Source organism: Marinobacterium zhoushanense, assembly GCF_014641945.1.
Taxonomy (GTDB): Bacteria; Pseudomonadota; Gammaproteobacteria; order Pseudomonadales; family Balneatricaceae; genus Marinobacterium_D; species Marinobacterium_D zhoushanense.
The window spans coordinates 125,362-151,114 of record NZ_BMIJ01000008.1; the positions used below are offsets into that span (position 1 = coordinate 125,362).

The window sequence follows — 25,753 nt, forward strand, 5'->3', positions numbered from 1 at the left end:
CAGTCTTTCCTATCCAGGTATTCAGGCGCCAGCCAAATCTCGGCGCGCCTGCTTACGGTAACGCGGGTCGGTGGCGGCCAACAGTCCGCCGATGGTCATCATCAGTCCGCCGAGCCAGAGCCAACGCACGAAGGGCTTGTACTGTACCCGCACGGCCCAGGCGTCACCGCCCAGAGACTCACCGAGTGCGACATAGAGATCGCGGAACAGGCCGGGGTCAATAGCAGCCTCGGTCATGACGTTGCCACGCGCCGTGTAAAGACGCTTTTCCGGGTACATCTCGGTGTACGGCTCGCCTTGGTACAACACCCGAATCACACCGGTATCGGAGTGGAAGTTCGGGCCATCGACCTTGCGGATGCCGTCGAATACGAACTCGTAGTCATAGAACTGTTTACGGTCACCCGGTTCCATCCTCAGGTCGCTGTGCTCACTGAAGGTGGAGACCAAGGCGATACCGACCACCAGCACGGCTATACCGCCATGCGCCAGCACCATGCCGTAGTAGGCGCGAGACTGGCCGAGGAGGGCCGACAGGCCGGCACTTTTGTTACGCATCCGATTGGCCAGATCGCGCCCGCCGGTAAACACCACCCACCAGGCCAGCAACAGCCCGGCAGAGACCCAGAAGCCCGGCCAATACGGCAGCAGATACAGCGACAGGGCGCCAGCCAACACCGCCAGCACTCCTGGCAACCAGAGCTGACCAATCAACAGCTGTAGCGATGTCTGCTTCCAACGCAGCAGTACTCCTACCCCCATCGTCAGCACCAACAGGCTCCCCAGAGGCACGAACAGGGCATTGAAATAGGGAGGCCCCACCGAGATTTTACCCAGGTTGAGCGCATCGACCAGCAGCGGATAGAGCGTCCCCAGCAGTACCGTGGCACAGCAAACGGTGAGCAGTACATTGTTGATCAGCATGAAGCTTTCACGCGAAAGCAAGCCGAAGCTCGACTCGCTTTTGACATGCGATGCCTTGATCGCATACAGCAACAGCGAACCGCCGATACTGATCGCCAGCAGCGCAAGGATAAAGAACCCCCGGTCGGGGTCCGAGGCGAAGGCATGCACCGAGGTCAACACGCCCGAACGCACCAGGAAGGTGCCGAGCAGACTCAGCGAAAACGCGAAGATCGCCAGCAGCACCGTCCAGCTTTTGAACACACCACGCTTTTCGGTCACCGCCAGGCTATGTACCAGTGCCGTGCCGATCAGCCAGGGCATCAGCGAGGCGTTTTCCACGGGATCCCAGAACCACCAGCCGCCCCAGCCCAGTTCGTAATAGGCCCACCAGCTGCCCAACGCGATCCCCAAGGTCAGAAACGCCCAGGCAACCACCGTCCAGGGCCTGGACCAACGCGCCCAGGCCGTATCGAGCCGGCCACTGAGCAGGGCCGCGATGGCGAAAGCAAAGGCAACCGAGAAACCAACGTAGCCCATGTACAGCATCGGCGGATGCATGATCAGGCCGATATCCTGCAACAGCGGGTTAAGGTCGGCGCCCTGCTCCGGAATCCTCGGCAGGTAACGCTCAAACGGGCTGGAGGTGAACAGGATAAACAGGGTAAAGCCGATGGTGATCAGGCCCATGACGGAGAGCACGCGCGCCTGAATGTCCTCCGGCAGGTTGCCACTCTTCAACGCCACGGCCAGCGTCCAGCCGGTCAGGATCAGCAGCCACAGCAGCAGCGAGCCCTCATGCCCCCCCCATACCGCACTCAACCGGTAATACCAGGGCAGGGCGGTATTGGAGTTGCTGGCCACGTAGGCGACTGAAAAATCGCTTTGCAGAAACGACCAGCTCAGGCAGAGGAAGCTGAACAGCACGAAGCCGAACATGGCGATCGCCAGTGGGCGGGCGTAGCTGCACCAAAGGGCATTGCCTACCGTCGCCCCAATCATCGGTATCGTACCCAGCAGCACGGCCAGGCAGGCAGTCAGTATCAGCGCGTATTGACCAAGTTCCGGAATCATTTATTGAACTCCTGACCCGCGGGCTTGGGCATCTTGCCTGCCTTTTCCAACGCTTCCGCCACCTCTGGCGGCATGTAGTTCTCGTCATGTTTGGCCAGTACTTCCACCGCCTGCAGTACACCCCGGCTGTCCAGCTCACCCTGGGCCACTATCCCCTGCCCTTCACGGAACAGGTCGGGCAGAATACCGGTGTACTCCACGCGCACGACCTTATCGTAATCGGTGATATCGAAACTGACCGCCAGGCTTTCGGTAGAGCGCTGCACACTGCCATCCACGACCATGCCACCGGCACGGATACGGGTACCCTGCGGAGCCTCGCCCTCAGCGATCTGGCTTGGCGAGTAGAACAGGTTGATATTCTGGTTCAGGGCGAACAGGGTCAACCCCACCGCCACGCCGACACCGACGACGATAAAAAGAACGATCAGCAGGCGCTGTTTGCGTTTCGGATTCATGAGCCATTGCTCTCCCTCAGTAGACGGCGGGTCAACTGCGCGCGCAGACGCTTGCCGGCCTGTAGCGGTGCGATCAGATTTGCCAGAATCACCACCAGGCCAAGCCCATAACTGAGCCAGACATAGAGGCCGTGCCCACCCATCGTCAAAAATTCGGAAATGGAGTTGAAACTCACACCTACCTCGCTCGCACCACTTAATAATTAGACAGCAGAATTAGACAGCAGTATTTCCTTGACCCAACCGGCACGACGCTCACGGCGCAAAATTTCGTTGCGCAGACGCATCATCAGTGTGACGGCAAAGAACAGGTAGAAACCGACCACCATGACCAGCAGCGGCAGCCACATCTCCGCAGGCATGGCCGGTTTTTCGGTCAGTTTGAAGGTTGCCGGCTGGTGCAGCGTATTCCACCACTCTACCGAGTACTTGATGATCGGAATATTGACCAGCCCTACCAGCGCCAGCACCGCACTCGCCTGTGCAGCGGTAGACTCGCTCTCGATGGCGGAGTTCAATGCCATGACGCCAAGATAGAGGAAAAACAGAATCAGCATCGAGGTCAGGCGAGCATCCCAGACCCACCAGGAGCCCCAGGTCGGCTTGCCCCAGATCGCGCCGGTGAGCAGCGCCAGTACCGCCAAGGATGCGCCAACCGGTGCGCAGGACTTGGCCACCATATCGGCCACCTTCATCTTCCAGATCAGCCCTATAGCGCCAGCAATCGCCATCAGCATATAGCAGGACTGGGCCAGGATCGCTGACGGCACATGCAGATAGATGATCCTGAAGCTGTTGCCCTGCTGGTAATCAGCAGGTGCAAACAGCAATGCCCAGACCGTGCCGCCGATCAGCAGCACCAGCGCGGCGATCGTAAAACCGGGCAGCAGCTTGCCACAGATCTGATAGCACCAGCGCGGAGAGGCCAGTTGATAAAACCAGCGTGGCATCCATTTCTTATCCGACATAACTATCCACTCACCGAAATTCGTAACGCGGCACCGATCGCCAGAGGCGCGAGTGCCAGTCCCAGCGCCAGCAAGGCACCAAGCAGAGCCAGGTAACCGCCCAGAGGCAGTCCGGTTACGGCGGCCTGTACCGCACTGGTACCGAAGATCAGCACCGGTATGTAGAGCGGCAGCACCAGCAGCGAAATCAACACACCGCCGCGCTTGAGCCCTACGGTCAATGCGGCACCTATCGCCCCGACCAGGCTCAACGTAGGCGTGCCGATCAACAGGCTCAACATCAGCCCCGGCATCCCCTCGGCGGGAAGAAACAGCATCACCGCGATGACCGGTGCCACCAGGGTCAGTGCCAGTCCACTGAGCATCCAGTGCGCCAACACCTTGGCCAGGACGACGATAAACAGTGGCTGAGGACTGAGCAGCAGCTGTTCAAGTGAGCCGTCGTCGAAATCGGTTCGAAACAGCCCATCCATCGATAACAGGGTGGCCAGTAGTGCCGCCACCCACAACGCCCCCGGTGCCAGTTGAGCCAGGAAACCGGGCTCCGGACTCACACCCAGAGGAAACAGCGTAATCACCATCAAAAAGAAGATCAGCGGATTGACCAGCTCACTCTTGCGGCGCAGCGATAACATCAGGTCACGCCTGAGCGTGGCCATGAACAACCCGCCCGGCCCGATCTGGGCCTGTTCGGCTGCGGCGTTAGTTAGCAGATCCGCCATCAAGTTCCACCCTGCTGGTCCAGATTTATCGAGCGCACGGCGCTGCTCCCCTGCAGATCCTGGTGCGTGGTCAGGATGACGCTGCCACCGCGGGCGATATGGCGACCGATCAGGGCTTCCTTCGCCGCTACGCCGCGCTTGTCGATCGCGGTAAAGGGTTCATCGAGAATCCACAGCGGTGCATCGCTGAGATAGAGGCGCGACAGCGAAACACGCCGGTGCTGGCCTGCGGAGAGCGAATGGCAGGGCACATCCTCGAAACCGCGCAGGCCGACCTGCTCCAGCGCTTCACTGACCCTGGAGGCGTCAAGCGAGGGGTGCAGGGCACAGTACCAGCGCAGGTTCTCCTCCGGCGTCAGCAGCGCCTTGACCCCCGGTTGATGTCCGAAATAGAGCAGCTCGCGGCAAAACTGGTCGCGAACATCATCGATGGGTTCACCACGCCAGTAGATCTCGCCCTCATAATTGCGCGACAGGCCGCTGAGGATACGCAACAGGGTGGTCTTTCCGCTGCCGTTGGCCCCCTCTATCTGGACAATCTCACCGGCATCGACGGAGAACCCCAGACCTTCGAAAAGCACACGGTCATCCCGTTCACAGAACAGGTTTTCCACTTTTAACATCGGCCCGGACAAACAGTGACTCTCCACCCTTGATTATTCGCCGCCTGCAGCGATTAATGCATACTTCAGTTGTGCCGGCGCTGGCCGACATTTTTCAAACGCGCCATTATAAACAGATTCCCCCCCGCCGTCAGGCAGGAAGGGGACAACCCGAGTACGATTCGGTCTAAGGTTGTAGATTGTACAACCCCTGTCTAAATCAGCCTTTTGTGGAGTGAACAGGTTGGCACTCACGCTCAGTGTACAGTCGATGCAGACACTCAGTCGCCCTGGTGACAGCCAGGGCGTCGACCTGCGCGCGCAACTCGATGCCGGCCGCACGCTGAGCGCCAGTGTAAAGGAAGTCGTCGTTGATACGCAGCGCCCCAACCTGTTCCGGATCAAGGTTGAAGCACAAAATATGCTGATGGAGCTGATGACCGCGCGCCCCCTCGCCATCGGCGCCCAAGTGACCCTGAACCGCACTGGCGACGGATCGCTGCTGTTGAACCTTGCAGGCCAGGCCAGGACAACTGGCCGCACTGATTCAGCACCACTAGCTCAACCGCAGCAGACACTACCCACGGCATCACGCGCCGAAAGCGGCACTACCAGCAGTGGTGGCATTAGGCTGCAGGTGCCGATCACGCAGCTGCAAAACGAAGCACTGCAGCGTGCACTGCCCCTGAATCAACCGCAAAACGGCAGAGTACTGCCCAACGCCGCCACGCCTTCGGCGCCGGTCAGTAATGCTGCAGGCGCCAACACCTCGGCGACGGCGGTTTCGACCTCAAGCAACAGCGCCGCTGCGACAGCCGTTAACCCGGCGGCGCCCCAGACATCGCCAGGCATGCGCACACCAGCCACCCCCTCACCGGCAGCGGGCCAGCCCCAGCAGAACTCCGGCAGTACTGGCGCGCAATCGCAGCCGGAACTCCTCAGCCGAGCGGCCAACCCGGCGGGGAATGCCACCGAGACAGCGACCAACACACCACGAACCGACACCCTCCCCTCCTCTTCGACCGCCACCACCACAGGCTCTGCAGCCGGAGCGCCACAGCAGGCGTCCCCTCAGCCGCAAACGCCGATGCCGCCACAGAGCCAGGTCACGCGGCCATCCGCAGAGCAGCCAGGTCGCGGCGAAGCCGTGGCGGTAAGGCAACCTCCCCCTGCGTCGACGGCGTCCTCTTCGAGGTCCTCGCCTGCGGCCAACGGGGAGCCAGCTAATAGCGGTGCGCTGAATAGGACCGGTCCCAACCCGGTGCAGATCTCGGTCAACGGGCAACGGATTGAGCTGCTGACACCACGGCCGTTACAAGCGGGTATAGGGGTACAATTGACGCGGACCGACCAGCGCAACGTGCAACTGGAGATACTCCCCCCGCGCATAGCAGCGGGCGCACAGCAACGCATGCAGGAGGGGCTGCAGCAGATTTTACGCGACAGCCTGCCACAGCAGATCCCCATGGCAGATGCCCTTAACCAGCTGCGCCAGCTCAACCGCGGCAGCGGCGGCACAGGACGCCAGCAGGACGCCATCGGCCAGGTGGTTCGATCGATGCTGAGCATGTTCAGCGTTTCCACCAAACCCGACGCTCAGGCAACTCGGCAGGCGGTGGAGCAGCAACTCCACTCCAGCGGCTTGATCGCGGGCAAAAAGGGCGCACAACAGTCAGCCGACGGCAATCCGGCAACCCTGAAAGATCAGCTCGCCCGCCTGCAACAGCTGGGCGATCGCCTGCCGCCGGAGGCGCGCGAACGCTTCCAATCGCTGTTGCAGGGGATGCAAGCCCGCGCAGCCACGCATCAGGCATCGAGCCTGCAACACTGGCAGGATATGCCCGATGGCAGTATCGAGCGCCAATACCGACTTGACCTGCCAGTACGGGTAAACGAGCAACAACTGGAGAATACGGAGATACGCATCACTCAGCACAAACGGCGGGATGAGCAGGACAGATTCATCTCTGAATGGTCTATCACCCTGCACTTCGACCTGCAGGATCTGGGTGCGATCGACAGCCGAGTCAGCTTGCAGCAGGAGTGGCAACTCAGCGCACGTTTCTGGGCGGAGCGCGGTGCAACCGCTCAACTGATCCGCGACAGACTGGAAGGCTTTGCCAGCCATCTAAGCAGCTGCGGCTTCGAAATCGATACCCTGCATGTACAGCAGGGGCGTCAACCGCGCGAAACTCCGCCAGCGGTCAGTCGTCGACTGGTGGATCTGCATACATGAGCGAACAGGACCCAGACGTACAAGGGCGCAAAGCCATTGCACTACGATACGATCCGGAAACCGGTGCGGCACCGCGGGTAACGGCCAAGGGCAGCGGTCTGATCGCCGAGCAGATTATCAAGCTCGCCCGCGAACACGACGTGCACATCTATGAAAGCCCCGAACTTCTGGAGGTGTTGATACACCTCGAACTGGGCGATGAGATTCCGGAAGCCCTCTATCGCGCGATCGCCGAGGTGATCGCCTTCGCATACGGGCTCAAGCCCCAACAGGGTAACGAGCCGGCGTCATAACCGCCTCAGTGACGGGAGGGTAGTGAATCCCCGGTATGCAACTCCCGATGCAACAACGCCATCAACTCAGCCTCGGGACGACCAATGCCGCAACTGCGAACCAGGTCGTCCACATCCGCGCCCATCTCCATCAGGCGCGCGGCCTGGTTATAGGCCAGCACACCCGGATCACGATTCTCCAACTCCTGCTGCTTCTCGACCGTGATATTGAGCTTGTGTTCGATCGCCAACAGACGATTGCCCATGCCGATCGAGCCGTTGGTCATCGCCCGGATCTCGTTACGTAATACGTTGATCAGTGCCTGATGGCGGCGCTCCTGACGTTGTACGCGTACGAAAAGGTAGGCGCAGAGCGCAGTGGCCAGCAGTGCCAGCGAGGCCACAACCGCCAGCACAAGATTGGAGCCCAGAAGATCGATCACGCCGACATCGCCTCGAACTCTTCGACCATCTGGTCAATATCGAGAATCGCGCAGCGTTCTGTCATATAGGTGCCCAGCAACCAGGAGCGGTGATCCTTGTCCTGATTCAGATTGACCTTATCCATGGGTATCTGAATCGACTTGATCAAGCCATCACAGGCCAACGCCCACTTACGACCATGCAGAATGACAATCTCCTCGTAACTCGAGTGTTCCGGCTGGTAACGCTCAGGGATCATCCACAGCGCGGTATCGACCACCATCGTCTTGCCGTACTCGGGGCCGAAGGCCCCCAACACCCACTCCGGATGCCCTGCAATATCCAGCGACAGGTCATTCATCTGCAATGCCCCCTCGATGCGGTCGAAGTTGATCGCCAGCTTGAGGCCGTGCATATCGATCAAGACGCAGTTCAACACCTGCACTGGAGGCTTTCGCACTGCTGCTGATACTCCGGGTGTTACAACGACTTCGGGCTCTACCACAGATTCAACCACCGGTTCAGGCTCAGGCTCAGGCTCAGGCTCAGGCTCAGGCTCAGGCTCAGGCTCAGGCTCTTCAGTATAAAATGCCTGATCCAATGTCGGGTCAACTTCAATATCGTCAAAGAAACCTATACCCTGCTGAGAAGTCCCCCCCTCAGCACCGGCTGCCATATCGTCGTCAGCCTCAGCGTCCGACACCGACCTGGGCACATACCCCTCTTCCAGCTCAGTATCGGCCAGCAGGGCTTCGATATATTCGAAAACGACTTTTTTCTGATCAGCCATCGGCATTACCCTGTCTGCGTCTCTCCAGCAGATTTCTCAGCAGTTTGGCATAGGCGTGTACTCCACGACTACCGGCATCCAGCGACGAGGGCACAAGCCCCTTGAGGCTGGCATTACGGAACTTGGTATCTACCGGCACTACGGCCGTGGAGATGTTGTCTTCGTAAAGCCTGTGCAACTCGCGCAAACTGCTCACCGATGCCTGCGTACGGCGATCATAGAATGTGGGGACTATCGTGTAATCCAGCTTGTTACGACGGGCCCGGTTAACCATTTCAATGGTTCGGATCATCCTCTGCAACCCCTTGAGGGCGAGAAACTCGGTCTGCACCGGGACCAGCAGGTGATTGCAGGCGGCCAGCGCATTGACCATCAGCACCCCAAGTACCGGCGGACTGTCGATCAGGGCGAAATCATAGCTCTGTTTCTGCGTTGCCAACGCCTTGGCAACCTGCAACCCCATCCCCTCTTTGCCGACGGCGCGACGCTCGAGCGTCGCCAGCGCAGTGGATGCCGGCATCAGGTGCACACCATCCCGGTTGGTATCGACGATCAGACCGCGCGTACGCTCGGAATCGACCTGAAGCTGTTCGAAGAGGTCGTATACGCTGTGCTCGAGCTCATCCGGATCGTAGCGAAAATAGCTGGTCAGAGATCCGTGCGGGTCGAGATCAACCAGCAAGACCTTATATCCAACTTCCGCCAACAGACCCGCCAGCGTAACGACGGTCGTCGTTTTGCCGACCCCCCCTTTCTGGTTAGCAACAGCCCATACCTGCATAGAGTCTCTTCCCGTTATTGTTCCGGCTTCGCCTGTCGAAACAGTATCCCATCTTGCGTTTCTACCTGTTCCAGCGCCCCTGAGGATTCAGGCGGATTGCGCTCCTCAAGCAACATGGTGCTGACCGCGTCCGAGCTGACCTGCTCGCTACCGTAGGAAACTACAGCCCGACGTACCTTCTCGTCGCGCGATACGACGATCACAATACGTCGATTGAGCCTGCGCCCCTCGGCCGTGCGATTACTGTAGGCCGGCTGATACTCGCCATACCCGACCGCCGCCATCCGGGCGGGCACGATACCGTTGGACTCCAGCAGTCGCACCACGGCTGCCGCGCGTGCCGCTGACAGCTCCCAGTTGGAGGGAAACTGCTCGGTCGCGATCGGTTCGTTATCGGTAAATCCCTCGACGTGGATTGGATTATTCAGCCCCTTCAGACGCCGCGCAATCAGCGCCAGTATGCTGTCTGCAGCGATCGAGGGTATGGCGCCACCACTATCAAACAACAGACTGGAGCGCAGCTCGATCGAAAACCAGAGGTCAGAGCCGTCCACCTCAATTTCGCCGGAGGATACCTGCTCACTGAAGTCGGATTCCAGTTGCGCCCTGATCTGGTTCAGCCGCAGTGTCGATCGTTCGTCTGCCGGCCCGATCAGATTCGCCGGCGCCTTGGTCGATGACTCCCCGCCCTCGAGAAAACCACTCCCCCCTTCCAGGGCAGGGTTAACGCCTCTGGGTCCGCCCGGACCGGAAAACACCTGCGATAGCGCTTCCGACATCGACTTGTATTTCTCCTCGTTCACCGACGAGATCGCGTACATAACCACGAAAAAGGCGAACAGCAGGGTGAGGAAATCCGCCCAGGAGAGCACCCAGCGATCAAGCGGCGCATCGGGTTCAGGCGGTCTTCGACGCGGCATTTTCCGCCCCCAAATACCCCTGCAGGCGCTGGCGTATCACCTCCGGGTTCTGCCCCTCAGCGATATATACCAGGCCATCCATCAGCATCTCATGATACTGAGCACGGCCCTGCACCAGACGTTTTATCTTGTTTGCAGTCGGAATCAACAGCAAGTTGGCGACACCAACGCCGTAGATAGTGGAAACAAATGCAGTGGCGATACCGTGTCCCAGGGTTTCCGGCTCTGCCAGGTTGGCCATGACCTGTATCAGGCCGAGCACCGTACCGATAATGCCCAACGTCGGCGCGTAGCCACCCAGGCTCTCGATCACTCTGACCGCCTGCATATCGCGCTGCTCGTTGGCAATCAGCTCCACCTCCAAGACCGAGCGGATAACCTCCGGCGAGCGACCATCGGCAAGCAGCTGCAGACCGTTGGCGACGAACGGGTCCTCGACTTTGCGTCCCTCCGCCTCCAACGCCACCAGACCGCGACGGCGTGCCAACAGACACCAGCTGCGAAGCGATACCAAACCGGCTTGAAAATCGGGACTGGGTGCTGTGTAGGCCCAGCCGAACAGGCGCCAGGCACGACTGAAATCCTCGCGCGGGGCCTGAATCACGGACGCGGCGAAGGTGCCACCGATAACGATCATCGCCGCGGTGGGATTATACAGCTCCGAAAGCTCACCACCACCGAGGTAGTTGCCGCCCACAATTGCCAGAAACGCGAGTACTATCCCTAAGAACCCAAACATCAACCACGCCTGCGCTGCTGGGCCAGAAGAGGCCCGATATCTTCCAGATCCAGCACCTCATCCGCGAGACCGGCATTAACGACCGCTTGCGGCATTCCATAGATGGTGCAGCTTATACGATTCTGTGCCCAGATGGTTGCCCCCTCACGTTTGAGCAGGCGAGCACCGTCACACCCGTCGGCCCCCATACCGGTCAGTATCAACGCCAATACTCGCGCGCCGTACGCCCTTGCCGCCGAGGCATAGGTTACATCCACGCTCGGCTTGTAGGTCAGTTTCACATCCCCTTCGAGAACCCGCACCCGATCAGCCTGCCTGGGATCGATCATCATCTGCAGGCCGCCCGGCGCCAACAGCGCAAGACCAGGTTTCAGCCGGTCGCCGTCTTCCGCCTCTTTAACCGATATCTGGCACTGCTGGTTCAACCGCTCGGCGAACACCTGGGTGAACGTCTTCGGCATATGCTGCACAAGTAGAATCGGATAGGGAAAATTGGCCGGTATCTGCGTCAAAATCCGCTGCAACGCTGCCGGTCCGCCGGTAGAGGTACCGATCACGACGATACGGCAATCGGGAAAGCGCACCTTGGAAGGATGACTGGTGGGCGGATCCTTCTCCTCGCCGGTTGTGCGTGGGCGCAGAGCCGGGGAGGTGGCGGTTCTAACCGGTTCGCGCTCAGCCAGGCCTGCCGTGAGCGGACGGCGACGCGCCGCAGGAGTCGCCTCCCGCGCAGACGCTGTCCGCGAGACCGTTGTCGACTCGGGTCGAAAAACCATGGTCGAACTACCGCTCGCACGCGAACTCGGGTGACGATGGTCAAATACAGATCCCGAACGGAACCGGCGGGAGGCACCCAGTGCCAGAATACGCTCGATGAGCTGCTGGCGGATACCCTGGCTTTTATCCATCCAGGCGCGAATATCCTTGGGCAGATAATCGGCTGCGCCGGCGTCCATCGCTTCGAGGGTAATGCGGGCCCCCTCGTGCGTCAGCGACGAGAGCATCAGCACATTGGTGGGGCATTCGCGCATGATGATGCGTACCGCATCGATGCCGTTGAGTTGCGGCATCTCCACATCCATGGTGATCACATCTGGCTTCAGCGTGCGAGCCTTCTCCACGGCTTCCTTGCCATTGACGGCGCTGCCGACCACCTCAATCCGTTTATCCTCGCGCAGAATCTCTTCGATACGGTGACGGAAGAAACCCGAGTCGTCGACGATCAGCACTTTTATCGCCATCGACACCCTCCGCAACACTTACCCAGCATTGAATCAGGCTTGAGCATAGCGTTTGAGCAGATTCGGTATATCGATAATCAATGCGATACGACCATCGCCGGTAATCGTAGCCCCGGAAAGACCCGGGGTACCGTGCAGAATAGTGCCCAGAGGTTTGATTACAACCTCCTCCTGGCCCACCAACTGATCGACAACAAATCCGACTCTGGTCGTACCTACGGTAACAATCACCACATGTCCCTGCTCCGGCAGGGGGGCGTGAGCCTCGCCATTGACCAGCCAGCGTTTGAGGTGGAACAGGGGCAACGCCTGCTCGCGCACGATAATCGCCTGCTGGCCATCGACAATGTTGGTTTTGGTCAGATCGAGATTGAAGATTTCGTTAACATTGACCAACGGCAGGGCAAACGCCTGACCTTCCAGAATCACCATCAGCGTGGGCATAATCGCCAGCGTCAACGGTACCTGAATCGCGATCCGGGTTCCCTGACCGATGACCGAATCGATGCTAAGCGTGCCGTTGAGCTGGGTGATTTTGGTCTTGACCACGTCCATGCCGACACCACGCCCGGAGACGTCCGATACCTCGGTCTTGGTCGAGAAGCCGGCTTGGAAAATCAGGTTGAAACACTCTTGATCACTGAGACGACGAGCGGCTTCGACATCCAGCATACCGCGTTGAACGGCCAGATTGCGCAATTTCTCCGGGTCCATCCCGGCACCGTCGTCCTGGATGATCAGCAGGATATGGTCACCCTCCTGCTCTGCCGACAGCAGTACATGCCCCTCGCGAGGCTTGCCGGCCTTGGCGCGAACCTCCGGCGACTCGATGCCGTGGTCAACGGCATTACGCACCAGGTGAATTAGCGGGTCGGCCAACGCTTCGACCAGGTTTTTATCGAGATCGGTCTCCTCTCCACGCAACTCCAATGCCACCTCTTTTTTGAGGTTGCGCGACAGATCGCGGATCAATCGGGGGAAACGGCCAAATACTTTTTTAACCGGCTGCATGCGGGTCTTCATCACCGAAGACTGCAGATCGGCGGTCACCATATCAAGGGTGCCGAGCGCCTTGCCCATCTCCTCATCTTCATGGGTCACGCCAAGGCGCACGAGACGGTTACGCACCAGAACCAGCTCACCGACCATATTCATGATCTTATCGAGTAGACGGGTATCGACCCGAACGTTCGTCTCCGGCGCTGGCTTCTGATTACCTCCGGAGCGAGCCGGGCTGGCAGCCGAGGCCGCCGCTGAGCTGTGCACAGGCTCGGCAGCAGGGCGTGCTGCCGGCGCAGGGGCAGGGGCAGGGGCGGGCACAGCTCGCTGCTCCGGCGCCGCGGTGGCTGTGCCGCCATAAGCGAATGCGCCCTTACCTTCCGACTGCAACTGATCAAGCAGATTTTCAAACTCATCGTCGGTGATCAGGTCACCGCTGCCGGTGCTCTCTTCCACTGCGGGCTGCTTGGCCGGCGGTGGCTCGTCCCCCTTTTCACCACCCGGGGCTCCACCGGGCCCGTGCAGCTCATCGAGCAGCGCTTCGAACTCGTCTTCTGTGATCAGGTCTGACCCTGTCTCCACCTCGTCAACCGGCTTGCTACTCGGCCCGGCAACACCTGCAAGATCGCCCAACAGCGATTCGAAATCGTCGTTAGGTGTATTGGGGTTGGCTGCGACCGGTGCCACAGAGGCTGGCGCGGCGGCGGGAGCCGCTGCTTTGGCTGGCGCAGTCGTGTTGACAGGCGCAGGTGCACTTGGGCCACGACCTTCGGCAAAATCGAGCAGCCTTTGCAGAAGCTCCGGTGAGGCATGCTCGGGTTCCACGCCATTGCGCACCGCGTCGAACATGGAGTTAACGGCATCCAGCGCTTGCAGGACGACATCCATCAGCTCCGAGGAAACTGCCAGCTCACCGTTTCTCAATTGGTCGAAGAGGTTCTCGGCTTTGTGGCAGCATTCAACCATCGCTTCCAACTGCAGGAAACCGGCCCCGCCCTTGACGGTGTGAAAGCCACGGAAAATAGCGTTCAGCAGATCCCGGTCATCTGGACGCTGCTCAAGATCCACAAGCTGCTCGGAGAGCTGCTCCAGAATCTCCCCCGCTTCAACAAGAAAATCCTCGAGAATCTCCTGATCGACATCGAAACTCATAGGCCGCTCCTAATCAAAAGCCTAGGCTGGAAAGTAGTTCGTCAACATCGTCCTGATTGCAGGCCACGGTAGTGTCGCCTTTTGGAATCTGAGGACCTTCAGCCTTTATCTCACTGCTTTCATCGCTTTTCTGTTCTTTTTCTTTCGATACTTTGCGAGCCGAAGCTAGCGGTCTCGATGGAGCACTCGCATCCATGCCACTTAGGCGTTCAACTTTGGACGCCATATCCATCAGCTTCACCAGCTGGCTTTCCACCTGGGTCAGCAAGGTAATAACCCGGCGGATCAGCTGTCCGGTAATATCCTGAAAACCTTGGGATACGAGAATATCGGTCAGTGCGGTCCGCAACTCCTCTACGGTTTTTTCGGACTCATCCTTCAACTGGCAGGTTCGATCATAAACGCCGTTCAGCGCCTCGAACTCACCCTCCAGTTGCCCGACCAGCATCAACAGGTCGCGAAAACGGCCGCTGTAGGAATCCAGTCGATCGACAAGGCTCAACGACTGGTCGACCCTATCCATGGTCTTGTGTGCCGTTTCTTCCGTCAGCTCGATTACATAGGCAAGTCGATCCGACGCATCGCTCATCGCGTCGCCGCCCGGCTCCAGTTTGCCACCGACATCACTGCTGAACGATTTAATCGCCTCGTGCAGTCCGCGTGTGAGATGGCCTACTTCGTTGTAGAACACCTCATGACGTGCGGTTTGCAGCTGATTGATCAGCTCGATCGCCCGTGGCAGCTGCCCCTGTTCCAGTGCCGCGACCAGATCCTGGGCTTTCTGTTTCAGAACCTCGCCCAGCCCGTCCAGATCGACCGCTATATCCTGTTCCGCCATCAGCGCTCCTCAGCTTCAATCAGTCCTGCAGGCGCTCAAAGATCTTGTCGATCTTCTCTTTCAAAACGGCGGCCGTGAAAGGCTTCACGACATATCCGTTCACCCCTGCCTGTGCAGCAGCAATGATCTGCTCACGCTTAGCTTCAGCGGTAACCATCAGAACCGGAATATGTGCCAGGTTAGGATCTGCACGCACTTCGCGAATGAGATCGATACCTGTCATACCCGGCATATTCCAGTCGGTAATCAGAAAATCGATTCGCCCCTGCTTCAGAATCGGCAATGCGGTTTTACCGTCATCGGCCTCTTCCACATTTGTGAACCCCAGATCACGCAACAGGTTTTTGATGATGCGTCTCATCGTAGAAAAGTCATCGACGACAAGAATCTTGGTGTCTTTTTTCAAGACAGGTTCCCCCGGTAATTAACACTACTCATTAGCGCCCATGAAGCCAGAGGCTTCTTACTGCCAGTCACGCAGCCTGGAACGAAGCCTTGCTGCAGCCTGACTGTGTATCTGACTGACTCGTGACTCGGTGACCCCGAGCACCTGTCCTATCTCTTTAAGGTTCAGCTCTTCATCGTAATAAAGCGCCAACACCAATTTTTCTCGTTCCGGCAATCCCTCGATCGCCCTGGCCAGCGCGCTTTGAAATGCACCACCCTGAACAGCCTGAGCAGGTCCGGGATCATCGGTTGCGAACTGTTCCCCCGGCGAATCTTCGTCGGACTCACTGAGTTCATCAAAACTGAACAGGCGGCTTTCGGCCGAGTCCTGCAGCAGCGCATGGTAGGCATCGATACTGATCCCCAGTTCGGCGGCCACTTCCGCATCACCGGCATCCCGACCGGTCCGGGCCTCCACTCGCAAGATCGCCTCGCTGACCCGACGACCGTTACGGTGTACCGATCGCGGCGTCCAATCGCCCCGACGCACCTCATCGATGATCGCGCCGCGGATGCGAATCCCGGCATAGGTTTCAAAACTGGCACCTTTGCCCGGATCATACTTGGACGTTGCTTCGAGCAAGCCCACCATGCCAGCCTGAATCAGATCATCCAGCACCACATTGGACGGCAACCGGGCCATCAGGTGCCGGGCAATCCGCTTCACAAGTGGCGCGTACTGCTCCACAAGTTCTTGGCCTGATTTGAAATCCAGCTGGTTATACATGAAGGCTACTGTAACGCCCTTGCCTATACACCTTGAACCAGACGCTCAACAAAGAACTCCAGATGTCCCCTGGATGTCCTGGGAACCGGCCATTCATCTACTTTGTTGGCGAGCTGCCTGTATGCGATTGCCGACTTACTCGTTGAAAACGCTTTTAAAACAGGCGTTTGTCTTTGAACAGCCTTCCGCACTGACTCATCATAAGGGATTGAGCCCAGGTATTGAAGCGTGACATCAAGGAAGCGATCGGTAACGGTAAGCAGTTTGCTGAACATGTTGCGCCCCTCGGCTTCGGTACGCACCATATTGGCCAGCACCCGGAATCGGCTCATACCATAATCCCGGCTGAGTAACTTAATCAAGGCATACGCATCGGTGATCGAGGTCGGCTCATCGCAAACCACTACCAGCACCTCCTGTGCCGCGCGGATAAAACTGACAACCGATTCGGAAATACCTGCGGCAGTATCGACGACCAACACATCCAGATCGTCAGCTATATCGTTGAAGGCATGGATCAGTTCCGCATGCTGATGAACACTCAGCGCCGTCATCTCCTGAGTGCCGGATGATGCCGGTACGATCCAAAAATTTTCGCCTGCACTGACCAGGACCTCTTTCAGTGTGCAGTCGCCGTTAAGCACATCTGAAATATTGCGCTTCGGCCGCAATCCCAACATGACATCGACGTTGGCCAACCCCAGGTCCGCATCCATCAACACGGTACGCCGTCCCATCTCGCCCAATGCCACGGACAGATTCACCGACACATTGGTTTTACCGACACCACCCTTACCTCCGGTAACGGCAACGACCTTGACCGGGTGTGACTGCTTCATATTCATACTCTGCTATCAGCCTGCCCGGTACAGGCTATCCCTGTCCGCCTTGCTGCGCTCTCCGTCACGCTGAGCCGTCACTACTGCCCGGCTGACCAAGTCATGCCTGCGTGCAACCCCGATATCATCCGGAATTTTCTGACCGTCGGCGACATAGGCGATCGGTATCTGCTTCTCCACCGCCAGCGTCAGCGCGTCACCCAGACTGCCCGACTCATCCATTTTACTCAACACACAGCCATTCAGTCCCAGTGACGAGTATGTCTGCCAAGCACTTTCCATCAACTGCCGCTGACTTGAACAGGAGAGTACCAACAGCTTTTTAATTCTCACCGAGACACTTTCCAGCATCTCCAACTGCAGCTGTCCAGCAGGATCCTGAGCGTTCATTCCCGCGGTATCGATCAGCACCAGTCGCTTACCGCTCAACGACTGCAACACCTCTTCCAGGCTGTGGTTTTCATCCACCACGCGCACAGGCACATCCAGTATGCGGCCAAAGGTCTTCAACTGCTCGTGCGCTGCAATACGGAAGCTGTCTGTGGTCACCAGTGCCAGACTCGAACTGCCGTGCTGCAACACATAACGCGCCGCCAGCTTACCGATGGTCGTGGTTTTACCAACACCCGTCGGTCCGACAAACGCCAGCATGCCACCGCGCTCGATCATCTCCTCACCGACGACAGGGATAGAGTCGGCCAAACGCGCCAGCGCGTTGCGCCAGGCCTTATCGATCGCCAGATTCGGCTCGATGGATGCCAACAGAGAACGAGACAGACGCGGCCCCAACCCCAGACGATCAAAACGCCGTTCAAGCTGCCCCTTGAGCCCGGACGGAGATGAGGCGGATGGCGCAAGTTCCGGCTCAGAAACGCGAGTCTGGGCGGGAGCTGAGACCGGCGCACTGGCACGGACAGCAACCTGCTGCTCAAGAAGTGCACGCAGCTGATGTATCTCATCCTGCATATTCCGAATCAGCAGATGATCCTCGGCCTCACTGCCCTCAGCCACACGTGGTTCTTCTCGCGGCTGCGGCACAGGTTTGGAGCGAGGACGCACAGGGGCCGCAGGTTTAGCCGGCTCATCATCCAACCCTGCCGCTGCCCGCTCCCGCTGCCGCGCGCGCAAGGACTCAAGAATGGACTGCAACTCGTCATCCTCGGCCAACTGACGATTGGCGCTACGACTCACCTCCGAACGGGCAATACCCTCCTGAGCCCTGGCGATATCAAGACGTGCGCGCTCCAGCTCGGAATCCAGTCCGCTTTGACGCGGCGCCTGCGTGCCTGCCGAGGTCAGGATCCGCACCTGCTCTTCGCGACGGCGCTCCCGCTCGCGCTTGAGCTCATGCTGCGCCGCCTCATACTCATCCTCGCGAGCGACAACGATCTCCACCCCACCGGCAACTCGATGGTTGGAAACGATCACGGCGTCAGGGCCGATCTCCTCTCGGACTCTTCGCATCGCCTGACGCATGTCTGGTGCAAATATGCGTTTTACTTTCATATTCGTCCCTTATCGGCCGACAAGCGGAAAACTGTTAGCCATTTTGTCCCCCGACTGTCGCCACAATGGTGACATTTTTGTTCTCGGGTATCTCCTGGTAGGAGAGCACATGTACCTGCTGCTCCCCGTAGCGCACGAACTTGGCCAGCAATGGGCGTATCGGTGCCGAAACCAGCAGCACCGATGGCTGCCCTTTCACCTCTTGACTCTGCGCCGCCTGGGCCAGCGACTTCTGCAGCCGCTCCGCCATTCCCGGCTCTAATACAAGCCCCTCTTCCCCCTGCTGACGCTGCTGCATGGAGCTCAGCAACATCTGTTCCAGCGGCGGGTCCAGGGTAATCACCGGCAGGTCCGGGCTCGCGCCGTTTATGGTCTGCACGATCAACCGCGATAACGCAATACGTACCGATGCCGTCAGCGCCAACGGATCTTGGGTACGACTCACCGCTTCCGCCAGGGCTTCCAGAACCGTTCTAAAGTCCTTCAACGGCACCTGTTCCATCAGCAGATTCTGCAGCACCTTGAGCAACACGCTGATCGACAGTTTTTTAGGTACCAGCTCTTCGACCAGCTTCGGCGATTTCTTCGCCGCCATATCCAGCAGCTGCTGCACCTCTTCATGACCAAGCAGTTCATGGGAGTGGCCGTGCAGTACTTTATTGATATGGGTCGCCACCACCGTACTGGCGTCGACTACAGTGTAGCCGAGAGTCTGCGCCCGCTCTTTCTGGGGCTTCTCTATCCATATCGCGTCCAGACCGAACGCGGGATCCTTGACCGCTATACCGTCGATTTTGCCGAACACCTGGCCCGGATTGATCGCCAGTTCGCGGTCGGGATAGATCTCCGCTTCGCCGACAATAACCCCCATCATGGTGATCCTGTAGGCACCCGGCAGCAGATCGAGATTATCGCGGATATGTACCGATGGCACGAGAAAACCCAGCTCCTGTGATAACTTCTTGCGCACGCCCTTGATGCGGTTCAGCAGTTGGCCACCCTGCATCTTATCTACCATCGGAATCAGCCTGTATCCAACCTCCAGACCGATCATGTCCACCGGCATCACATCGTCCCAGCCCAGCTCGCGACTCTCTTCGCCAGCCGCGGCCTCAGAGGGCGTCTGCTCAACCGGTTCCTCTCTGGCCTCCGCCTTACGCCGCCTCTCCTCCTGACCTATGTACCAAGCCGCCCCGGCAGCAGCGGCCGCCAGCGACAGGAACGCAAAGTGCGGCATACCCGGCACGACGCCCATAACTGTCAAAATTACGGCGGAAACATACAGCGCACGCGGTGATGCGAACATCTGCCGAAATACCTGCTTACCCATCTCTTCAGAAGAGTTGGCTCGCGTCACCATTACGGCGGCTGCTGTGGAGAGCAGCAGAGAGGGGATCTGTGCGACCAGACCGTCACCGATAGTCAGCAGTGCATAGTACTGCAGCGCCAGCTCGAAGCTGAGCCCATGCTGCAGCATGCCTATACCCACGCCACCGAACAGGTTGATCACCAGAATCAGTATCCCGGCGACCGCATCACCGCGTACAAATTTCGAGGCACCGTCCATCGCCCCGTAAAAGTCCGCCTCCTGCGTAACCTCACTGCGCCGTTCGCGCGCCTCATCCTGGCTAATGAGACCGGCGTTCAGATCAGCATCAATCGCCATCTGTTTACCGGGCATCGCATCGAGGGTAAAGCGGGCACTCACCTCGGAGATACGTCCAGCACCCTTGGTCACCACCACGAAGTTGATGATCACCAGGATCATAAATACGATAACACCGACAATGTAGTTACCGCCGACGACCACATCACCGAACGCCTGGATCACCTTACCGGCAGCGCCCGTACCCTCATGCCCGTACAGCAGAACCACTCGCGTCGAGGCCACGTTGAGAGCCAGGCGCATCAGCGTTGCGGCAAGCAGAACGGTTGGAAACACCCCAAAATCGAGCGGTCGCAGAGCGTAGATTGCCACCAGCAGGACCACGATCGACAGGGCAATATTGAAGGTAAAGGAGACATCCAGCAGGAACGGCGGCATCGGCAACGTCACCATCGCCAAAATGACCAGCAGCAGAAGCGGAATACCGAGATTCCCCTCTGTCAGGCTGCGAGCATTATTGATGATGGCTGTACGGTCCAAACGCCCCCCATAACGCCAATAAATTGGCACAAAAGCCATATCCGGACGTTTTATGGCGTGAAAAACACCACAGAACAGCCAAGAAGAGCCTTAATCACCAATTTTTTGACGTAAAATAATCGATCAACAATAGATTAAGCAAAATATCCGCCAACTATTCAGGATCGACACGGAAAGCACCGGGTATCTCGATCTCATCCTCCCCGGGCGCTATCGGCTCTTCACTTTCAAGCCGCTGCCGGTAACGTTTCAGCTGGAACACATAGGCCAGCACCTGGGCAACCGATTTGTACAATCCAACCGGCACTTCATCACCCAGCTCAGAGGCATGATAGAGCGCTCGCGCCAATGCCGGTGAAGCGAGTATCGGCACCTCATGCTCTTGTGCTATTTCACGAATCCTCAGGGCAACAAAATCAACCCCCATAGCCACTACAAAGGGCGCCCCTCCTCGCTCTGGATCGTAGCGGATCGCCACCGCATAGTGCGTCGGGTTGGTAATCACCACATCAGCCTCTGGCACCTCCTTCATCATGCGGCGCCGGGACATCTCCAACTGCAACTGCCGGATCTTACCCTTGACCTCCGGCTTACCCTCCGCATTCTTCATCTCATCCTTGACCTCCTGCAGCGTCATTTTCAGCTTTTTCTTATAACTGTAGAGCTGAAACGGCACATCAACCACCGAGATCAGAATCATCGCCGCACTCATCACCAGAAATGACCAGACCACAATCTCAACCGCATGCCCGATAGCAACCTCGGTGGCCTGCTTGGCCAGCGAGGCGATCTCCGGCCTGTCAATCATCAGCACCAATATTGCCACGGTACCGACCACCAAAAACTTGGCCGTCCCCTTGAGCAGCTCGACCAGAGAGTTCAGTGAAAACATACGCTTGAGGCCGGAGAGTGGATTGATACGACTCCCCTTGGGCTGCAGCGCCTGACCACTGAAATTCCAGCCACCCAGTGCAATAGGACTGAGCAGAGCCGCAATAGCCAGCAGCACGAATAACCCCCAAAGACTTAGAAATGCATCCATCAGCGCCTGCACCAGATGCTCGATCATCTGCGATGGATCGCTGATCGCCTTCCTGTCCAGCGCAAAGTTGGCTTTCATCAACGCCATCATGTCCACGGCGATCTGACTACCGAAAATCAACGCGGCAAAGCCCGCCACCATCAACAAGGCGGTGGTCGTCAACTCCTTGGATCGGGGAACATCGCCTTTCTCACGTGCGTCCTGAAGGCGTTTCGATGTAGGGTCTTCTGTCTTTTCCTGACCGCTATCTTCAGCCACTGCGCGCCGCCTCCTGCACCATATCGGAGATCAACTGCAGAATTCTCGAAGCAAAACTCTCGTACTGACCCAGAAAGCCGCTCAACGACGCCCATACGATGACGATGCCCAGCAGCATGGTGAAAGGGAAACCGATTGCGAAGATATTGAGCTGAGGTGCCGCCTTGGTCATCACGCCGAAGGCGAAGTTAACCACCAGCACCGCCGTGACCGCCGGCAATGCCATCAGCAGGCCCGCCGAAAACACCCAGCTCCCCGCGAGCACTATATTCCATAGACTGGACAGATTCGGTGAATGACCGACCGGAAGCACATCAAAACTCTTGACCAGAATCTCGATGACCACCAGGTGGCCGTCCATCGCCAGGAACATCAGCATCACCATCATCAGGTAAAACTGACCCAGCACCACCACCGAGGTACCGTTGGCGGGATCGGTCATCGAGGCGAAGCCAAGCCCCATCTGGTTGGCGATCATCTGCCCGCCCAAGGCGAAGGTTTCCATCAGCAGGTTGAGCGTAAAGCCCAGCACACTGCCAATTAAGATCTGCTCGGCAATCAGCAACCACATCCTTACGGACAGGCCGTCGTAGGCCGGCATCGGCGGCACCACCGGCACCAGCACGACGGTAATCGCCAGCGCCAGCCCCAAGCGTGCTCTCATCGGCACCAACTGAGTACCGATCATCGGCATGGTCATCAACATCGACGCAACCCGAAACAGCGGCAACAACACCATCGCCACCATGCCTTCGATCTGCGTCAGGTCGATCTGCATCGAATTAACCGATCAAGCGCGGGATATTGGTAAACATGAAATTGAACTGCTCCATCAGCTGATTCACGATCCAGGGCCCTGAAGCCATCAGTGCCAGCAGCGTGACGATGAGACGCGGCAGAAAGCTCAGCATCTGCTCGTTGATCTGAGTAGCGGCCTGGAAGATCGACACAATCAAGCCCACCATCAGGCCCGGCATCACGATCACCGTTACGATCAGCACCACCAGCCAGAGCGCCCCACCGAACAGATCCAGTACCATACCGGTTGTCATTGCGATCTCCTACATTCCGAAACTGGCGGCCAGCGTCCCCATCACCATTGCCCAGCCGTCGACCAATACGAACAGCATGATCTTGAATGGCAGGGAGATGATAACCGGCGAGAGCATCATCATACCCATCGCCATCAACACGCTGGCCACTACGATATCGATCACCAGAAACGGGATAAACAGCATGAATCCGATCTGGAACGCAGTCTTCAGCTCGCTGGTAACAAATGCCGGCACCAGAACCCGCAGCGGAATCTCCTCAGGAGACGCCACCGGCGGCGTATTGGATATACGCATGAACAGATCCAGATCATTCTCGCGCGTATTGCCGACCATAAATTGATGGAAAGGCCGACTGGCGGCTTTCACCGCATCCAGTGTACTGAGTTGTTCGTTTAGATAGGGCTGGACAGCCTGCTCGTTCACCCTATCCAACACCGGCGTCATGATAAACAGTGTCAGGAACAGCGCCAGCCCAAGCAAGACCTGATTGGAAGGCGCCTGCTGCAACCCCAGCGCCTGACGCAGAATGGACAGCACAATGATGATGCGGGTAAAAGAGGTCATCATCATCAACACCGCCGGCAGGAATGTCAGCAGTGTCATCAGCGCGAGAATCTGTATCGTCACGCTGTAGTTGGCAGCACCATCCTCGCCGGTGACCACGGTTACAGCCGGGATACCCTGATCCGCGCCCCAGGCAGCAGAACTCAGCACCAGCAGCGGCATCAACAACCAACGCATCAGGCATCTGGCTCCGATCGAGGGGAGGTAATGCTACCGCGTTGGCGCATCACATCTTGCAGACGTTTGGAGAAGACCCCATCCGGCCCCCGTTTCGGTTCGATGACCGGCGTCTCGAAGCGCTCCAGCAGCGTCACCTGAGAGGCCCCAACCCCCAGCAACAACTGCTTCTCGCCCACCTGAACCAGCACCGCCCGCTCTCTCTGCCCCAGCGGCAGCACCGCCACCACCTGCATGCCTGAACGCTGTCCAGGCAACAGATTGACCCGCTTAACGGCCCAGGCCAACAGCAGGATCAAGGCAATAACAGCAACGAGCCCCAGCACCAGTTCGAGGACAGCCCCAGTACCGACCGGATCGGAAAGCTGAACGCCAGTCCCGGTGGACTCGGCAGCACTGGCAGCCAAGGGCCCTGCAGTTAAAAGCACCACGATGACGGCTAACAAGCGCATTACTTCAACCGCCGGATACGTTCCTGTGGACTGATCACGTCGGTCAGGCGAATGCCGTAACGATCGTTGACCACCACCACCTCACCGTGTGCGATCAGCGTGCCGTTAATCTTCACATCCAGGGGTTCGCCTGCGACCCGGTTGAGCTCGATGACCGATCCCTGGCTGAGCTGCAGAAGGTTGCGAATCGGAATTTCCGTGCCGCCGACCTCCATGGTCATACGCACCGGAATGTCGAGGATCACATCCAGTTTGGGATCGTCGATCGGGATCGACTCATCCTGAAGCTCGTCGAGATCAACCGCCTTGGCGCCGGAATCAGATACGCCTTCAGTGGCACTACCGGTCTGCTCCTCCAGCGCCGCCGCCCATTCATCAGCCAGGGCCTGCTGATCCAGATCGTTGTTTTCGTCACTCACGCTATAGTTCTCCGCGGCTAATCGGGCTGCTGCTTATACGGCTCCATTACCTTGATCGCCAGATTACCACGAGACGTACCCAGCTGGCAGTTATACACAGGGACTCCATGCGCATAGAGTGTCAGCTTCTCCTCCAGCTCGACCGGGATGACATCTCCGGCTTCGAACTGCATCACATCACGCAGTGTCATCTCGCGTTCTGCCACGATCAGGTTGATATCCAAGGGCGCCAGCAGCACATCGCGATTCATCGCCGCGCGCCAACGCTCATCTTGCTGATCTTCGGTATTTTGGTAGCCAGACACCAGGGTTTCCCGGATCGGCTCCAGCATGGAATAGGGCAAGGTGATATGTAGCTCGCCAGTGCCCCCCTCGAGATCGACCTGAAAGGTGCTGACCACCACAACTTCGGTTGGACTGACGACGTTTGCCATGGCGGGGTTCACCTCCGAGCCCACATGCTCGAACCTCACCTCTTTGACCGGCCGCCAGGCCTCCTGCAGATCGATAAACAGTTGCTGCAGGGTTTTGTTGACCAGGCGGGTTTCGGTAGGGGTAAATTCACGCCCCTCGATCTTGGCATGACGACCATCGCCGCCGAAGAACTGGTCTACCAGCTTGAACACCAGCTTGGCATCCATAATGAATAGACCGGTACCGCGTAGCGGGCTGACCTTGACCAGATTCATACTGGTGGGAACGTACAGGGTGTGGATATAGTCGCCGTACTTCATCACCTGCACGCCACCAACCGTGACATCGGCGGTTCTGCGCAGCAGGTTGAACAGGCTGATACGGGTATGACGGGCGAAGCGCTCGTTGATCATCTCCAGCGTCGGCATGCGGCCGCGCACGATGCGCTCATGGCTGGCCAGGTCGTAGCTGCGTACCCCGCCCTCCTCTTCCGCAACCTCCTCTTCGGCCGTCTCTACATCGCCATCATCAACGCCATGCAAGAGCGCATCGATCTCATCCTGCGACAGTAGATCTTTAACCGACATAC

Annotated in this window: 28 protein-coding genes; 2 read left to right on the plus strand and 26 right to left on the minus strand. The window is 58.4% G+C overall.

Features of this window, described 5'->3' with window-relative positions; all coding sequences use genetic code 11:
• Positions 1 to 21: 21 nt before the first annotated feature.
• Genes IEX40_RS18555 through ccmA form a run of 6 tightly spaced genes read right to left on the minus strand, consistent with a single transcriptional unit; the run spans position 22 to position 4,760 of the window.
• A complete protein-coding gene (locus IEX40_RS18555) occupies positions 22 to 1,977 on the minus strand; it encodes a heme lyase CcmF/NrfE family subunit (RefSeq protein ID WP_188751026.1) in 1,956 nt (651 codons plus the stop codon).
• On the minus strand, positions 1,974 to 2,435 hold the full coding sequence (gene ccmE, locus IEX40_RS18560) for a cytochrome c maturation protein CcmE (RefSeq protein WP_188751028.1): 462 nt from the start codon (positions 2,433 to 2,435) through the stop codon (positions 1,974 to 1,976). The genes IEX40_RS18555 and ccmE overlap by 4 nt, the downstream gene beginning before the upstream one ends.
• Positions 2,432 to 2,611, minus strand: a complete 180-nt coding sequence (gene ccmD / locus IEX40_RS18565; protein WP_188751030.1) for a heme exporter protein CcmD — start codon at positions 2,609 to 2,611, stop codon at positions 2,432 to 2,434. The genes ccmE and ccmD overlap by 4 nt, the downstream gene beginning before the upstream one ends.
• Positions 2,612 to 2,638: 27 nt before the next feature.
• Positions 2,639 to 3,403: a heme ABC transporter permease gene (locus IEX40_RS18570; protein ID WP_308421613.1), complete on the minus strand. Its 765-nt coding sequence runs from the start codon at positions 3,401 to 3,403 to the stop codon at positions 2,639 to 2,641.
• Positions 3,404 to 3,405: 2 nt separating this feature from the next.
• Complete coding sequence (ccmB, locus tag IEX40_RS18575; protein ID WP_188751032.1) at positions 3,406 to 4,125, minus strand: heme exporter protein CcmB; 720 nt, start codon at positions 4,123 to 4,125, stop codon at positions 3,406 to 3,408.
• On the minus strand, positions 4,125 to 4,760 hold the full coding sequence (ccmA, locus tag IEX40_RS18580) for a cytochrome c biogenesis heme-transporting ATPase CcmA (RefSeq protein WP_229680833.1): 636 nt from the start codon (positions 4,758 to 4,760) through the stop codon (positions 4,125 to 4,127). Before ccmA ends, ccmB begins: the two co-directional genes overlap by 1 nt.
• A 211-nt stretch (positions 4,761 to 4,971) precedes the next feature.
• Here ccmA and fliK point away from each other — a divergent pair, with 211 nt between their 5' ends.
• Both fliK and IEX40_RS18590 read left to right on the plus strand, forming a co-directional pair.
• Positions 4,972 to 6,963, plus strand: coding sequence for a flagellar hook-length control protein FliK (fliK, locus tag IEX40_RS18585; protein WP_188751036.1), 1,992 nt, complete (start codon positions 4,972 to 4,974; stop codon positions 6,961 to 6,963).
• On the plus strand, positions 6,960 to 7,256 hold the full coding sequence (locus IEX40_RS18590; protein WP_188751038.1) for an EscU/YscU/HrcU family type III secretion system export apparatus switch protein: 297 nt from the start codon (positions 6,960 to 6,962) through the stop codon (positions 7,254 to 7,256). Before fliK ends, IEX40_RS18590 begins: the two co-directional genes overlap by 4 nt.
• A 5-nt stretch (positions 7,257 to 7,261) precedes the next feature.
• Here IEX40_RS18590 and IEX40_RS18595 read toward each other — a convergent pair whose 3' ends face one another.
• The 20 genes from IEX40_RS18595 to fliM form a co-directional block, all read right to left on the minus strand.
• On the minus strand, positions 7,262 to 7,678 hold the full coding sequence (locus tag IEX40_RS18595) for a DUF2802 domain-containing protein (RefSeq protein WP_229680834.1): 417 nt from the start codon (positions 7,676 to 7,678) through the stop codon (positions 7,262 to 7,264).
• Positions 7,675 to 8,448 (minus strand): chemotaxis protein CheW, encoded by a 774-nt coding sequence (locus tag IEX40_RS18600; protein WP_188751040.1) that lies wholly within the window; start codon positions 8,446 to 8,448, stop codon positions 7,675 to 7,677. The genes IEX40_RS18595 and IEX40_RS18600 overlap by 4 nt, the downstream gene beginning before the upstream one ends.
• A complete protein-coding gene (locus IEX40_RS18605) occupies positions 8,441 to 9,229 on the minus strand; it encodes a ParA family protein (RefSeq protein ID WP_188751041.1) in 789 nt (262 codons plus the stop codon). Before IEX40_RS18605 ends, IEX40_RS18600 begins: the two co-directional genes overlap by 8 nt.
• Before the next feature lie 14 nt (positions 9,230 to 9,243).
• On the minus strand, positions 9,244 to 10,149 hold the full coding sequence (locus tag IEX40_RS18610; protein ID WP_188751043.1) for a flagellar motor protein MotB: 906 nt from the start codon (positions 10,147 to 10,149) through the stop codon (positions 9,244 to 9,246).
• The gene (locus IEX40_RS18615) at positions 10,127 to 10,888 is read right to left on the minus strand and encodes a flagellar motor protein (RefSeq protein WP_188751045.1); all 762 of its coding nucleotides are present in this window, start codon (positions 10,886 to 10,888) and stop codon (positions 10,127 to 10,129) included. The genes IEX40_RS18610 and IEX40_RS18615 overlap by 23 nt, the downstream gene beginning before the upstream one ends.
• Positions 10,888 to 12,129, minus strand: coding sequence for a protein-glutamate methylesterase/protein-glutamine glutaminase (locus tag IEX40_RS18620; protein WP_188751046.1), 1,242 nt, complete (start codon positions 12,127 to 12,129; stop codon positions 10,888 to 10,890). Before IEX40_RS18620 ends, IEX40_RS18615 begins: the two co-directional genes overlap by 1 nt.
• A 33-nt stretch (positions 12,130 to 12,162) precedes the next feature.
• On the minus strand, positions 12,163 to 14,280 hold the full coding sequence (locus tag IEX40_RS18625) for a chemotaxis protein CheA (protein ID WP_188751048.1): 2,118 nt from the start codon (positions 14,278 to 14,280) through the stop codon (positions 12,163 to 12,165).
• A 13-nt stretch (positions 14,281 to 14,293) separates the two neighbouring features.
• On the minus strand, positions 14,294 to 15,118 hold the full coding sequence (locus IEX40_RS18630) for a protein phosphatase CheZ (RefSeq protein WP_188751050.1): 825 nt from the start codon (positions 15,116 to 15,118) through the stop codon (positions 14,294 to 14,296).
• A 19-nt stretch (positions 15,119 to 15,137) separates the two neighbouring features.
• Complete coding sequence (gene cheY / locus IEX40_RS18635; RefSeq protein ID WP_188751052.1) at positions 15,138 to 15,524, minus strand: chemotaxis response regulator CheY; 387 nt, start codon at positions 15,522 to 15,524, stop codon at positions 15,138 to 15,140.
• 57 nt (positions 15,525 to 15,581) lie between these two features.
• Positions 15,582 to 16,292 carry an RNA polymerase sigma factor FliA gene (locus IEX40_RS18640; RefSeq protein ID WP_188751054.1) on the minus strand — a complete coding sequence of 237 codons (711 nt, stop codon included), beginning with the start codon at positions 16,290 to 16,292 and terminating at the stop codon, positions 15,582 to 15,584.
• Between the two features lie 23 nt (positions 16,293 to 16,315).
• The gene (locus IEX40_RS18645; RefSeq protein ID WP_188751056.1) at positions 16,316 to 17,131 is read right to left on the minus strand and encodes a MinD/ParA family protein; all 816 of its coding nucleotides are present in this window, start codon (positions 17,129 to 17,131) and stop codon (positions 16,316 to 16,318) included.
• A gap of 15 nt (positions 17,132 to 17,146) precedes the next feature.
• Entirely contained in the window at positions 17,147 to 18,637 is a 1,491-nt protein-coding gene (gene flhF, locus IEX40_RS18650) for a flagellar biosynthesis GTPase FlhF (RefSeq protein ID WP_188751058.1), read from the minus strand.
• A 34-nt stretch (positions 18,638 to 18,671) separates the two neighbouring features.
• Positions 18,672 to 20,783 carry a flagellar biosynthesis protein FlhA gene (gene flhA / locus IEX40_RS18655; RefSeq protein WP_229680835.1) on the minus strand — a complete coding sequence of 704 codons (2,112 nt, stop codon included), beginning with the start codon at positions 20,781 to 20,783 and terminating at the stop codon, positions 18,672 to 18,674.
• 154 nt (positions 20,784 to 20,937) lie between these two features.
• Positions 20,938 to 22,083: a flagellar biosynthesis protein FlhB gene (gene flhB, locus IEX40_RS18660; RefSeq protein WP_188751062.1), complete on the minus strand. Its 1,146-nt coding sequence runs from the start codon at positions 22,081 to 22,083 to the stop codon at positions 20,938 to 20,940.
• The gene (gene fliR / locus IEX40_RS18665; protein ID WP_188751065.1) at positions 22,076 to 22,861 is read right to left on the minus strand and encodes a flagellar biosynthetic protein FliR; all 786 of its coding nucleotides are present in this window, start codon (positions 22,859 to 22,861) and stop codon (positions 22,076 to 22,078) included. The genes flhB and fliR overlap by 8 nt, the downstream gene beginning before the upstream one ends.
• Positions 22,862 to 22,865: 4 nt before the next feature.
• Positions 22,866 to 23,135, minus strand: a complete 270-nt coding sequence (gene fliQ, locus IEX40_RS18670) for a flagellar biosynthesis protein FliQ (protein ID WP_188751066.1) — start codon at positions 23,133 to 23,135, stop codon at positions 22,866 to 22,868.
• Between the two features lie 9 nt (positions 23,136 to 23,144).
• Positions 23,145 to 23,879, minus strand: a complete 735-nt coding sequence (fliP, locus tag IEX40_RS18675) for a flagellar type III secretion system pore protein FliP (RefSeq protein ID WP_229680836.1) — start codon at positions 23,877 to 23,879, stop codon at positions 23,145 to 23,147.
• The gene (fliO, locus tag IEX40_RS18680) at positions 23,879 to 24,331 is read right to left on the minus strand and encodes a flagellar biosynthetic protein FliO (RefSeq protein ID WP_188751068.1); all 453 of its coding nucleotides are present in this window, start codon (positions 24,329 to 24,331) and stop codon (positions 23,879 to 23,881) included. Before fliO ends, fliP begins: the two co-directional genes overlap by 1 nt.
• The gene (gene fliN, locus IEX40_RS18685) at positions 24,331 to 24,750 is read right to left on the minus strand and encodes a flagellar motor switch protein FliN (RefSeq protein ID WP_188751070.1); all 420 of its coding nucleotides are present in this window, start codon (positions 24,748 to 24,750) and stop codon (positions 24,331 to 24,333) included. The genes fliO and fliN overlap by 1 nt, the downstream gene beginning before the upstream one ends.
• A 17-nt stretch (positions 24,751 to 24,767) precedes the next feature.
• Positions 24,768 to 25,751 carry a flagellar motor switch protein FliM gene (gene fliM / locus IEX40_RS18690; protein WP_188751071.1) on the minus strand — a complete coding sequence of 328 codons (984 nt, stop codon included), beginning with the start codon at positions 25,749 to 25,751 and terminating at the stop codon, positions 24,768 to 24,770.
• Positions 25,752 to 25,753: the final 2 nt, after the last annotated feature.